Source organism: Pseudomonas sp. UBA6699, assembly GCF_002454615.1.
Lineage (GTDB): Bacteria > Pseudomonadota > Gammaproteobacteria > Pseudomonadales > Pseudomonadaceae > Aquipseudomonas > Aquipseudomonas juntendi.
Genome location: NZ_DKJF01000003.1, coordinates 1 through 12,253 on the forward strand (window position 1 = coordinate 1; position 12,253 = coordinate 12,253).

13 protein-coding genes and 1 pseudogene are annotated in these 12,253 nt (G+C 61.3%); 9 read left to right on the forward strand and 5 right to left on the reverse strand.

The features are described 5' to 3' along the window. Positions 1-481, forward strand: a 481-nt coding sequence (locus B3361_RS00500) for a thiamine pyrophosphate-dependent enzyme (protein ID WP_286920034.1), incomplete at its 5' end; no start/stop codon positions are given. 135 nt (positions 482-616) lie between these two features. Here the strand turns inward: B3361_RS00500 and B3361_RS00505 are convergent. Beyond that, positions 617-937 (reverse strand): annotated as a pseudogene (locus B3361_RS00505) (LysR substrate-binding domain-containing protein); the annotation flags it as partial. Positions 938-1,072: 135 nt separating this feature from the next. Here B3361_RS00505 and B3361_RS00510 point away from each other — a divergent pair. Then, a complete protein-coding gene (locus tag B3361_RS00510) occupies positions 1,073-1,690 on the forward strand; it encodes a dTMP kinase (protein ID WP_054906194.1) in 618 nt (205 codons plus the stop codon). 81 nt (positions 1,691-1,771) lie between these two features. Here the strand turns inward: B3361_RS00510 and B3361_RS00515 are convergent, their stop codons facing one another. Next, positions 1,772-2,203 carry a DUF4440 domain-containing protein gene (locus tag B3361_RS00515; protein ID WP_054906193.1) on the reverse strand — a complete coding sequence of 144 codons (432 nt, stop codon included), beginning with the start codon at positions 2,201-2,203 and terminating at the stop codon, positions 1,772-1,774. Between the two features lie 146 nt (positions 2,204-2,349). Here B3361_RS00515 and B3361_RS00520 point away from each other — a divergent pair, with 146 nt between their 5' ends. From B3361_RS00520 to B3361_RS00535, 4 genes are all read left to right on the forward strand, one after another. Further along, positions 2,350-3,696, forward strand: a complete 1,347-nt coding sequence (locus tag B3361_RS00520) for a dihydroorotase (RefSeq protein WP_054906192.1) — start codon at positions 2,350-2,352, stop codon at positions 3,694-3,696. 30 nt (positions 3,697-3,726) lie between these two features. Beyond that, positions 3,727-4,131: an RNA polymerase-binding protein DksA gene (gene dksA / locus B3361_RS00525; protein WP_009684822.1), complete on the forward strand. Its 405-nt coding sequence runs from the start codon at positions 3,727-3,729 to the stop codon at positions 4,129-4,131. 143 nt (positions 4,132-4,274) lie between these two features. Next, positions 4,275-4,487 carry a hypothetical protein gene (locus B3361_RS00530; RefSeq protein WP_054906191.1) on the forward strand — a complete coding sequence of 71 codons (213 nt, stop codon included), beginning with the start codon at positions 4,275-4,277 and terminating at the stop codon, positions 4,485-4,487. A gap of 21 nt (positions 4,488-4,508) precedes the next feature. Then, complete coding sequence (locus tag B3361_RS00535) at positions 4,509-4,766, forward strand: helix-turn-helix domain-containing protein (protein ID WP_256217122.1); 258 nt, start codon at positions 4,509-4,511, stop codon at positions 4,764-4,766. Here B3361_RS00535 and B3361_RS00540 read toward each other — a convergent pair whose 3' ends face one another. Further along, a complete protein-coding gene (locus tag B3361_RS00540) occupies positions 4,767-5,249 on the reverse strand; it encodes an Lrp/AsnC family transcriptional regulator (protein WP_009684825.1) in 483 nt (160 codons plus the stop codon). 180 nt (positions 5,250-5,429) lie between these two features. Between B3361_RS00540 and B3361_RS00545 the strand changes: the two genes are divergently transcribed. Both B3361_RS00545 and B3361_RS00550 read left to right on the forward strand, forming a co-directional pair. After that, positions 5,430-6,470 (forward strand): zinc-dependent alcohol dehydrogenase family protein, encoded by a 1,041-nt coding sequence (locus tag B3361_RS00545; protein ID WP_054906190.1) that lies wholly within the window; start codon positions 5,430-5,432, stop codon positions 6,468-6,470. Between the two features lie 412 nt (positions 6,471-6,882). After that, the gene (locus B3361_RS00550) at positions 6,883-8,934 is read left to right on the forward strand and encodes a TonB-dependent receptor (RefSeq protein WP_154211994.1); all 2,052 of its coding nucleotides are present in this window, start codon (positions 6,883-6,885) and stop codon (positions 8,932-8,934) included. 70 nt (positions 8,935-9,004) lie between these two features. Here the strand turns inward: B3361_RS00550 and B3361_RS00555 are convergent, their stop codons facing one another. Then, entirely contained in the window at positions 9,005-11,056 is a 2,052-nt protein-coding gene (locus tag B3361_RS00555; RefSeq protein WP_054906188.1) for a TonB-dependent receptor, read from the reverse strand. Between the two features lie 78 nt (positions 11,057-11,134). Further along, positions 11,135-11,542, reverse strand: a complete 408-nt coding sequence (locus B3361_RS00560; RefSeq protein WP_009684831.1) for a DUF2946 family protein — start codon at positions 11,540-11,542, stop codon at positions 11,135-11,137. Positions 11,543-11,758: 216 nt separating this feature from the next. Between B3361_RS00560 and B3361_RS00565 the strand changes: the two genes are divergently transcribed. After that, positions 11,759-12,124 carry a histone-like nucleoid-structuring protein, MvaT/MvaU family gene (locus tag B3361_RS00565; protein WP_009684832.1) on the forward strand — a complete coding sequence of 122 codons (366 nt, stop codon included), beginning with the start codon at positions 11,759-11,761 and terminating at the stop codon, positions 12,122-12,124. Positions 12,125-12,253 lie beyond the last annotated feature (129 nt).

Below are 12,253 nucleotides of genomic sequence, written 5' to 3' on the forward strand. Positions count from 1 at the left end.
CCGTAACTACAAGGCGCACAAACCGAACACCGTGCTGCTGGACAACGCCCTGGCGACCATGGGCGCCGGCTTGCCATCGGCCATGGCTGCACACCTGGTCTACCCGGATCGCCCGGTGATTTCGGTGTGCGGTGACGGCGGCTTCATGATGAACAGCCAGGAACTGGAAACCGCCGTGCGCCTGGGCATGCACATCACCGTAGTGATCCTGCGTGACGATGGCTACGGCATGATCCGCTGGAAGCAGGCCAACATGGGCTTCACCGATTTCGGCCTGGACTACGGCAACCCGGACTTCGTCAAGTATGCCGAAGCCTACGGCGCCAATGGCCACCGCGTGGAAAGCGCCGACGGCCTGCTGCCGCTGCTGGAGCACTGCATCAAGACCCCAGGCGTGCACGTGATCGACTGCCCGGTCGACTACAGCGAAAACGACCGCATCCTCAACAGCGAGCTGCGTGAGCTCGCGCTGGCGGTCTGAGCCTGGGCAGCCCACCTTGGTGGGCGCGTCCTGGCGCCGTGAAAGGGCCAGCGCAATGCGGCCCTGAGTCTCCAGCTGACGCTTTGGGGCTGCCTGCAGGGTGGCCCCAATCGTTTCACCCGCAGGTAGCTGCGCTCAGCCCTCAGCCCGAGGGCCCCGCCAGGCGGCGGCAGACAACCGCTCGACAAAGAAATCGGCCAATGCCTGTACCTTGCGTGGCCGACTCCGCGCCGAAGGGGTGACGAAATACAGGCCGCCCTGGGTCATGCGCCATGCCGGCAATACCCGTTCCAGGCGGCCATCGGCCAGGTAGTGCGCCGCAATGAACTCTGGCAGTTCGGCAAGCGCGACGCCTGCCAGCAACGGCGCCACCAGTGCATCCGAGTTGGTGACCCGCAGCGGTCCTCGCGGTGTTACATCCTGTTGCGTGCCATCGGCGTGGGTAAAACGCCTGACGGGGGCGGCACCCGCGCGCTAGCGAATGGGCCGCCTGTCCCGGGTGGGGTACAAATGTACTCCTTGAGCGCAAGCGCTTGAAGCGGGGTGTGATCAATGCTCTCATCCCGCGCTTGCGCTTATGGGTTTTGAACGATGAACCGTCCGCTTTTTGTCTCTATCGATGGCCCTAAAGGCACCGGCAAGACCACCTTGCTGGAAGCCGTTACGAAAGCCCTCAGGCTGGGCGGGCACAAGGTGGTCCGCCTGTGCGAGAGAAACAACGATCCCTACCGCGGCGATACCATGGCCTTGGTCAACAGGCTTGCCCGCAACCCTTGCCAGGCGCTGGAGCATGAGGTTTGCCAACGCTTTGCCGACAGCCGTGCCTGGATTTCCCGAAACGTGCTGCCCCGGCAACCGGCCGGCAGCATCATCCTGATCGATCGCTGGTACCCGTCGGACGCAGCCTTCCGCCGCAGCGTGCCGTTTGCGCAGATCCTGCAGTTGAACCTTGAGCGCGGCGTGCAGGTGCCGGACCTGCACGTGGGCGTGGTCACCGGCGCCGAAACCTCCTGGGCCCGGGCGGCTGCGCGCACCCGCGGGCTGCGCAGTACCGTCATCCACACCCTGGATGAACAAGTAGCCTGTACCGAGGCGTTCGAACGTGCGGTTGCCGAACAGGGCTGGGTGCTGTGCCGCAATGAAGGCACGGTGGAGCAGGCCAGCTGCCAGATCGTGGCTGAAATATACGCAGTGCTGCGGCAGATGTAGGGCCCACCGAGCCACCCTCGGCGGTAGCCGCATCTCGTGCTCGCGGCGGATGCGAACCTCGGCCGCCTGCTGGCACCACCCTCAGGCCTCGATCGACGAGTGGTGCCCGGTGATCAGCCACTGGTCGTCGATCCGTTCAAAGGTGAACAGGAAGCGCGCGGGCACCACTTGCTGAACGCCTGCTTGGCGATAGACGAACGTATAGAGCCCACCGACCACCACGGTGCCGAGCTTGCGGCTTACCCGTTTCTTGAATACCTGGATGTCACACACCAGCCCATCATTGGCCAGGAAGTTGTCGAAGTAGTTGCGACGGCTGTCGTCGCAGTCCCGTACCTGGTTCGACAGGGTCGGCACCAGGATCGCATCTGGTGCATAAAGCGCCAGCACCTGGTCGACGTCACGCGTGGCGACCGTCGCTGCCCAGCGATACAGCGCAGCCTTGGCCCCCGCCAGGCAGGCCAGTTCAGTGTCGGCGTAGGGTTCGGCGGCAGAAGTGTGAGAAACGCGCATGCGGATTACCTGTAATGCAAGAAGAGGATGACGGGGAAATACCCACTGGTATACAGTGTTATAACATAACATTTTAGCAGTGAGTGATGGGTCATGCCGTTCCGGTTCAAGCAGCCAGCCAGTGTCAGCCACGGGGACGCGCGTTCATGAGCCGTATCCTGATCAGAAATGCCCGGCTGGTGAACGAGGGCAAGGTGTTCGAGGCCGATGTCTTCATTGCCCGCGGCCGAATCGACAAGATCGCCGCCAGCATCGAGGGCATGAATGCCCCTGTGGAGATTGATGCCCAAGGCCGCTGGCTGGTGCCTGGCATGATCGACGACCAAGTGCACTTTCGCGAACCCGGCGCCACGCACAAAGGCTGCATGGCCAGTGAGTCACGTGCTGCCGTGGCCGGTGGTATCACCAGTTTCATGGACATGCCCAACACCAGGCCGGCCACCTTGACGCTGGCGGCCCTTGACGACAAGAAGGCCCGCGCTGCCAGCTCATCGGTTGCCAACTACGGTTTTCATTTTGGGGTGAGCAAGGACAACCTGGAGACCGTTGCCCGCCTGGATCCCCGGCAAATTGCCGGGGTGAAGGTATTCATGGGGGCCTCCACCGGCGACATGCTGGTTGATGACCCCAGGGTGCTCGAGCGGCTTTTTGCCTGTGTACCGACGGTGTTGCTGGCGCATTGCGAGCATACCCCTTCGATCATTGCCAACGAAGCCCGCTACCGTGCGCAGTTCGGCGCAGGCATCACGCCAGCGATGCACCCGCTGATACGCGATGCAGACGCTTGCTGGCGCTCGTCCAGCCTGGCGGTCGAGCTGGCAAACCGTTTCGCTACCCGTCTGCATGTGCTGCACCTGACCACTGCCAGGGAGTTGCGGCTGTTCGAGCCTGGCCCGTCGGCCCACAAGCTGATCACCGCTGAGGTGTGCGTCCACCACCTGCTGTTCGATGACCGCGACTACGCAAGCCTGGGCAATCTCATAAAGTGCAACCCGGCGATCAAGACCACTGCCGACCGTGACGCGCTGCGCCAGGCCTTGCTGGAGGACCGCATCGATGTGATCGGCACCGATCATGCCCCCCATACGCTGGCAGAAAAACAACAGCCTTACGGCTTGGCACCTTCCGGGTTGCCGTTGGTGCAGCATGCACTGCCAGCGCTGTTCGAGCTGGTCGAGCAGGGGCTGCTGCCGATCACCCAGCTGGTGCGTAAAACCAGCCATGCGGTCGCCGACCTGTTCGCGATAGAGGCACGTGGCTACCTGCGCGAAGGCTACTGGGCTGACCTGGCCCTGGTCGAACGCCTCGACGCACCCAGACCGGTTGGCCTCGACCCGGTCCTTGCCCACTGCCAGTGGACACCTTTGCAGCACCACTGCCTGCGCCATCGGGTCACGACCACGATCGTATCCGGGCAGTTGGCCTGGCATGAGCACAGCTTGAACGCGCACTGCCAAGGCTTACCGCTGGCGTTCAATGGCCAGCGGCGCTGAAACGCAACCCTCCACGTGAGAACGACTGCAATGACCGAAGACCAATTGCTCCGCATGCCTGAAGCGGCCTATATGGACGCTGCACAGCTGGCCTTTTTCCGTGATCTGCTGCTGGTACAGCGGACTGAGCTGCAAGCGCGAATTTCCCGTGAGTTCGAGTTGATGCAGCAGTTCGAACCCAGCAGCGACCCCTCCGACCTGGGCACCGTGGAAGAGCAACGGCACTGGCAACTGCGCTTGCTGGAGCGGGAGAAAAAGCTGCTGGACAAGATCGACGAGGCTTTGGAGCGTATTGCCCGCGGTGAGTACGGTTGGTGCAAGGACACTGGCGAACCCATTGGTCTCAGGCGCTTGCTGCTGCGCCCGACCGCCACGCTGTGCATCGAAGCGAAAGAGCGTCAGGAACGCCAGGAGCGGCATATTCGCGAGGATTGAACAGCCGTCAGCAAGGAAGCCAAAGGGGCGCGTCACCGCAGCGTTGTAGGCGGGTCTCGCGATGGCCGGCATTCACTCCCCCCGGCCGATTGCTTACACGTGAGCACTCACAACAACAATAAGAGTGGCGCGCTGTGACAACCATGGCCTCTTGCAACGGCGTTGCCCATGCGGTTTCGTTGCTGCGTACCTATACACAAGCCGTGTTGAGCTTTACCGCAGACACGCTGGAGTTTCTGCAGCAAAGTGCGCTGTTCACCCTCATGCATGCGCTGCACGCCGATCACGGCGCCGGGTTCGGCCCGCAACCATTGATGCCCCGGCATGTGAAGCGTGCCGAGGGGTATATCCGTTAGCACCTGCGCGACGATATCAAGCTGACAGACATTGCCAGCGCAGCGGGGGTCAGCGTGCGCTCCTTGAGCGAAGGCTTTCAGCGCGCGCTTCAGCAGTCTCCCATGCAGTACGTCAAGGCGCTGCGCCTGGATGCTGCACGCAATGAGTTGCTGTGCAGCGGCTCGGACCGGCTGGTGTCCGAGGTTGCCGAAGCCTGGGGGTTCAACCACCTTGGCCGTTTCAGCGAGCAGTACCGCCGGCGCTTCGGCGAGTTGCCGTCCAGTACCCCAAGGGGCTGATCAAAGGCTCAGGAGTTCGGCCACGGGGAACTGGTTGGTTGTTTTCATTTCGCGCAACGACAGGTTGGACCTGATACTCGCCACGCCGGGCAACTTGCGCAGCACCTTGTCGATGAAGCGGCTATAGCTGTCCAGGTCCCGGGCGACAACTTGAAGCAGGAAGTCGGCTTCGCCCGTGGTGTTGTGGCAGCTCAGCACCTGCGGAGCCGCCGCGATGATCTTTTCGAACTTCGCGGTCGCCTCTTCGCTGTGGTCGGTGCAGGAAATCTGCACGAACGCCATCACCCCCAAACCCAGCTTCTTGCGGTTGAGTATGGCCTGGTAGCCCTCTATCACGCCGCTCGCCTCCAGGCGCTTCTGTTTCCTCCAGCATGATGCCTCACTCAGGCACAACTGCTCGGCCAGCTTGACGTTCGACAGCCTGCCGTCACGTTGCAGCCTGTCCGCTATTGCAATGTCTACCTTGTCCAGTGCGTCGGCCATGCGCCAATCCTTCACAATCAATGAGCTTTCTGAAGGTTTATTTCACTTGCGCACCCATGTCAACCGAACTCTGAAAGGTAATTTCAGCCGTTTTCTTCATACTGATAGCCGCCGAAAAGCGCTGCTCGGGCGCTGCCGGAAGCACGACTCATCCAACCGTTTTCAGCAGGGGTAAACGTCATGAAAGCTGTCGTCTACGAAGCCTTTTCTCAGCCACCGCGCTTGATGAATATCGCCGATCCAAGCCCGGAGCGGCATGGTGTGGTGATTGAAGTCAAAGGCACAGGCGTGTGCCGAAGCGACTGGCATGGTTGGAAAGGCCACGATCCGGACATACAGCTGCCCCACGTTCCAGGCCATGAGCTGGCAGGCGTGGTCGCCGCCGTAGGCGGCGATGTGACCCAGTGGAAGGTGGGTGACCGGGTAACCGTTCCGTTCGTAGGCGGCTGTGGCGCCTGTGCGCAGTGCCACAGTGGCAATCAGCAGGTGTGCCACACCCAGTTCCAGCCCGGTTTTACCCACTGGGGGTCTTTCGCTGAATACGTGGGGATCCATCAGGCTGACCTGAACCTGGTGGCCCTGCCTGAAACCATGGACTACGCGACTGCAGCCAGCCTGGGTTGCCGCTTCGTCACTTCATTCCGCGCGGTGGTGGACCAGGGCAGGGTCGGCGCAGGCCAGTGGGTCGCGGTGCATGGCTGCGGTGGCGTGGGCCTTTCGGCGGTGATGATCGCCCAGGCCATCGGTGCCAACGTGGTTGCAATCGATATCGCGGATGACAAGCTGGCACTGGCGCGGGCACTGGGCGCCGTGGCCACCATCAATGCCAGTCAGGTAGCGGACGTGACGGAGGCGGTGATGGAAATCACCCGGGGCGGCGCACATGTGTCGCTGGACGCATTGGGCCACCCGGCCACGTGCTTCAACTCCATCAACAACCTGCGCCGTCGCGGCCGGCATGTGCAAGTCGGGCTGATGCTGGCAGACCACGCCCAGCCTGCGATCCCCATGAGCAAGGTCATTGCCCATGAGCTGGAGATCTACGGCAGCCATGGCATCCAAGCGCATCGCTACGATGCCATGATGGAGATGATCGGTTCGGGCAAGCTGGCCCCTGAAAAGTTGGTGGGCAAGACCATCAACCTGGCGCAGTCCATCGACGCGTTGATGAACATGGACCGCTTCGATACGGCGGGTGTGACCGTGATTACCGAGTTCTGATACACCAGCAACGGTGGGCTGGCACGGGTTACTGCCGGCGCTGGCCTGAATCGCGGGCAAAAGATAGCCCGCTGCTAGACGGGCCAATGGGAACTGCTATCACACGTAGGGATGGCTCAACGATCGCCCATCGCTTGTGAAAAATGAGTCAAAAAAAGGTGCCGAGCTTGTGATCCCGCTGGGTGGGATGTATGGGTGGGGCCTCATGCTGCTGCCCAAGCTCGAATCCGCTCGAACCGGGTAGCTTCTGCTGGAATGGGCTCACGCGATACCGGGTGGGGGTATGTGGACAGCAGCCAACGCTAGTGGCGCGAAAGGTTATGGTATAACATAAATCATCGCGGTACTGGCCTTTGGCCTTGCCGCGCATTTGTCTGCCACACAACAACCCACGCCCGACTCAGGACTCTCCATGCGATTCCCCCAAGCATCGTTTGCCATTTTCACGGCAATGTTCACACCTGACCTTGTCGCCGGACAGACCGGCACCTCGACCATCACGCTCGGTGACGTGAACATCACCCAGACCGCTGGCGTAGCCTTGAGCACCGAAAACGTGCTGACCTCGGTCGACGTTCTTGGCAGCGACCAGGTGCGCGACAAGAACGTGATGAACAGCTGGCAGCTGTTGGGGCAGATGCCAGGCATCCAGTTGACCGAAACCGGCCAAGGTGCAGAGTCTGGCAAGGTCAGTTTCCGTGCGTTCAACGGCGAGGGCTACATCAACGGCATCAAGACGTTGATCGATGGCGTGCCAAGCAACGTCAACAGCGGCAACCAGCGCTTCATCGACATGATTTTCCCGTTGGACATCGAATACATCGAGGTGGTGCGCGGTACCAACGACCCGCGTTATGGGCTGCACAACATCGGTGGCAACATCAACTTTGCCACACGCCAGGGCGGCAACTATGTCGATAGCCGGGTGACCTACGGCAGCTTCGATACCCGTGAAGTGCAGTTGGCAGTCGGCCACGAGGAGGGCAACTTCGCCCAGAACTACATGCTCGCCAAGCAAGACAGCAACGGCTACCGCGACCACAGCAACTCGAACAAATATGCGTTGGGCGGCAAATGGTTTGTCAACAACGATGACCAGACCTTCCGTGTCGGGCTGATTGCCCGGCTTTATCATCACCAAGCCCAGGAGCCGGGCTTCCTCACCCGTGACCAACTGCACGCCAGCCGCACCCAGTCACCTGCCAAGAACGGCAATGATGGTGACGACCGCAACATGAAGCAGGTGAGTTTGCACAGTGACTGGCAGCTGGCCGATGACCTTAGCTTGAGCAGCAAGCTGTACTACAACAGCTACAACGATGACCGCACTGTCACTTTCACCGATTACCGGCCTGGCAACGCACCTCGCCAGCGACGCCAGTGGGACGAGCAGCAGCGCGGCATGCTCAGCAACCTCACCTGGCGCGCCAACGAGTTGCTGACGCTCGATGGCGGCATCAACTACGAAGAGCAGGACAACCTGTACCGTCGCCTGCGCTACAACTACGGTGTGCCAACCGACTTCGACGCGCCGCCGGCGCGCGTGCAAAATGACGACGCTTACACCCTGCGCAATATCGGCGGGTACGTGCAGGCGGTCATTCAGCCTACCGATGCGCTGAAGATCATCCCTGCCATGCGGGTGGATAAATTCTCCGGCAACACCGAGGTGCTCGGCGGCGCCAAGGCATCCCTGCAGGACTATGGCTGGATCCGCCAACCGAAACTCAGCGTGATCTACAGCCTCACCCCCGAAATCGACGTTTACGCCAATTGGGGGCGCACCTTCCAGGTACTCACCGGATCGGCGGAACCGGCTTACCTGCTGCCCGGGCAAGCCTCGTACGACCCGTCCATCAACACGGGCAAGGAGGTTGGGGTGAAATTCCAGCCGTTCCCGGGTGCCCAGGCGCGGCTTGCGCTGTGGCAGCAGGATGCGACCGATGAAGTCGCGAACATGCCCAGCACCGGTACCACGGTGGGGCTCGGCGAAACCCGCCGCCGTGGCGTGGACATGCAGATCAGCGCACAGCTGGATGAACAGTGGACGGTCTGGGCGTCCCACGCGGTTCAGGAGGCGAAAGTGGTCAAGGGCCTGGCTGCCAACGGCCAGTCGCTGTCAGGAAAAGAAGTGTTTTCCACCCCTCGCTACATCAGCAATGTGGGCGTCGAGTACCGCTACAATGACGACTGGAAGTTCGGCGCGCAGGGGCGGGCACAGGGTAGCTACTACATCGATGAGCTCAACGAGCAGGGTAAGTACGGTGGCTTCGTGGTCGTGGATGCCAGCGTGAGTTACCGGATCACCCCGTCCACCAGCGTGGATCTGCAGGTGAAGAACTTGCTGGGCCGCGAATATGAATATGTCTGGTACGACAACTTCTTCTGGGGCGGCAACGACCAGCCCATGTTCTCGCCCGCCCCAGGCCGTTCGGCATTCGTGTCGTTGAACATGAGCCTGTAACAGGCTGGCCGTGCCACAGGCGAGCGTCTGCTCGCCTGCTCGGGGCCACCGTGGCCAGCCCGCTTTGCCATCAGAAGTCGAACGTCACACCGGCATAGAGTGCGCGCCCGTCACCGGGGGCGTGCAGCGAAGCGTGCGCCCCATCCGGGTCGTACCAGGCGTACTCGTAATAGCGGTTGGTCAGGTTTTTCAGCTGCAGGTCCACGCTCATCGACGCACTGACCTGGTAGGTTGCCCCCAGGTTCAGCAACACGTAGCCACCGTAGGTGCCTTGGGTGTTCTCGCGCTCCAGGTAGTAGTGGGTCTGGCCGTTTGCCCAGGCGCTCAGTTGCAGGGCAGGCGTAGCCTGGTAGTTGATGCCGGTATTCCACAGGTGGTGCGGCACATGGTCGATCTCTTTGCCTTTGCTGCCAGGCAAGGCGCTGCTCGGCTCAAGGATCTTCGAATATTGCCATGAGTACGACATCCACATCTCGGTGCGTTCGCTCGGGTGCAGGTTGACCTGCAGGTCGTAGCCCCAGCGCCGTGTCTCACCAACATTGTCCGACTCCCCGCTGGGGTCGTTCAGGCGACGGCTCACTTCGCCAGAGGCGTCCTGACGCCAGTAGGCGAGGCGGCCATCGACCCAGCTGGCCGGGGTGAACTTGATGCCGGTTTCCCAGCCTTCGTTGATCGAAGGGGCCAGGTCCTCATTGCGCGGCGGCACCTTGTAGGCTGCGGCGCCGGTCCCGACCTGGAAGGTGCGGCCCCAGTTGGCGTAGACGCTGGCAAACTTCCATGGCGAATAGACAATGCTCAGCTTGGGCTGCTTGATCAGCCCGTAATCGTTGATGTCGTAGTCCTGCCCGGTCATCTTGTTGGTGAAGTCACCGCTGATCTTGTCCACCCGGTAGGCCGGCACGATCTTCAACGATGGGAGCGGCTCGATCTCCGCCTGCACGTAGGCACCGACCGTGTTGAAGGCGAAGTCCTGGTCGCGTGTCTGCGCCTGGCGTACACGCTGCACGGTGCGATAGCGCTCGCTGCGGTTCTGTTGCTTTTGCACATCGCTGCCACCTTCCAGCGCGAAGGCGTGCAGCCAGTCCACCTGTGGCCGCCAGGTCAACGAGGTAATGGCACCGTACTGGTCTTCGTAGGTGTCTCGTTCCTGTTGCGAGCTGGTACGCCAGTATTGAGTCCAGCGACGATCGTCGAAGGTATTGAGGTAGGTCTTGGCTGACCACGACAAGGTGTCGGCCAGGTCGGTATCGAAGTGCACGCTGACTTGGTTCATCCGCCGCGTCCCCTTGTCCGTGGCGTTGTAGTCATTGCTCATGCGCGGATGATGGCGGGCGTCATCCTCGGTCAGGTAGCCCGCCTCCTGAGCTTCTGACTCGTAGTGACGGGCAATCAGACCAAGGCGGTAGCTGCCATCGTCGGGGGTGTAGAACCACTTCCCGCCGAAGCTGTAGCGCTCGGTATCGGCATGGTCACGGTAGCCATCAACCTGCTGGCGAGCGAAGAAGTAGTTCTGCGTCCAATTGCTGGTCTCGATGCCCTTGGCCAGTTGCACCTCACGCGTATTGAAGCTGCCGTAGCGCAGGCGGGCCTTGTTGTAGTTGCCCCCGGTGCGGGTGTGGATATTGACGTTACCGGCGATGTTGTTGAGGCCGTAGCGTGGATCGCTGGTACCACGCACCACCTCGATGCTGTCGATGTCCATGGGAAACACCGAGTCGATGAAGGGCATATTGCCGTCGTTGGTGTTGCTGGGGATGCCATCGATCAGCAACTTCACGGCGTTCACTTCGCCTTCGCCATTGAAGCCGCGAAACGACAGCTTGCCCGAGGTGGTGCCCTGATTGAATTCGGTCAGCAACACCCCGGGCGCGCGCCTGAACAGCTCCCAACTGTAGGCCACCGGCATTTTCTCGAGGATGTCGCCGCCCAGGATATCCACCGAGCTGAGCACGCTGCTGGTGGCCAGCGGGCCGCTTTCGGTACTGGTCACGTTGACCGCGCCAAGGGTGAGGGTGGAGTTTTCAGCAGGCAGTGTTTCGGCCACGGCGAGTGTCAGGGGGCTGAGGCTGAACAAAGCGAGCACGGGCAAGGCAGCACGTGCGGTACAACGGAACGCAGGCATGGAAAGTTTCCTGGCTAGACAGTCGGGCAGGGCTGCACACCGCAGGTCACGGGGCAGCTGTTGGCAATCAGCGACGGGTCAGGCCAGGGGAGAGGCGCGGGGGTTGAGCTTTGGCCACTGCTCACGCGGCAGTGGCAACCTGTGGCTGTCACCGAGCAGAAGCGCATCGGGCCAGAACCGCGGGAACAGGTGGCGATAGTAGTCGCTGGCCAGCAGGCTATGCCCGGCATGGCCACAGCAGCAGTCGCCCGCCTGGTGTTTCGTGTCCGGCTGTTCATCGAGTTGTGGCAACTCGGCCTTGAGCTGGGCCAGCAGTGACTTGGGCAGGCTCTGTGCACCGTGCAGGCTGCAAAAGCTACCGAGAATCAGGGATTGGCTGTCGACGCGGGGTGTTTGCAAGGCACGGTCAAGCGGCATCGCCAGCAGGTTGAACAGCACGGCGAAGCAGGCGAACAGACAGAGATGCGCACGCGCTCTTGAAAGCATGAATCACCCATGAAAACGTCGCGCGCATTAAGCCGTATCGGTGACGGGCAGTTCAAGTTCCGTGACGCGCTATTTTGTCGCATGCGCTAATGACCGCTGTCGTGTCTGGCGCCATTACAGAACTTGCGCAGGGCTGGAGCTCATTGTCATTTGGGTTTGAACTTGAACCGCGTTAGGATTCTCCAACTAGCACCCCACCCACTTCGGAGTAAGTACATGTCGCGTCTGGCAGAGTTTCGTCAGCTTGAACAAAAACTGGCCCAGCAATTGGCTGAACTTGAAGCGCTCAAAGGCTCGTCCGAGCTGCAAAAAGAAATCGAGTTTGAGACAAAACTACGCGACCTGCTCGCCGAATATGGATACAGCCTGCGGGACATCATCAATTTGCTCGATCCGCAGGCCAACCGTCAGTCAGCACCTGCTGCCACAGCGAAAGCACCGCGTCGTGCCCGACAGGTCAAGCAATACAAGAACCCGCACTCTGGCGAAGTTATCGAGACCAAAGGCGGCAATCACCGCCAGTTGAAAGAGTGGAAGCAGCAATACGGCGCTGATGAAGTCGAAAGTTGGGTCGCCCGCTAACTCGTACCGCGCACAACTGATCAAGTGGGGCCGCTCTGTGCCCCATCGCCGGCAAGCCAGCTCCCACAGGAACAGCACAGCCCTCAAGCATTGCACGGTCCTATGGGAGATTCTATGGTTCCTGGCAAG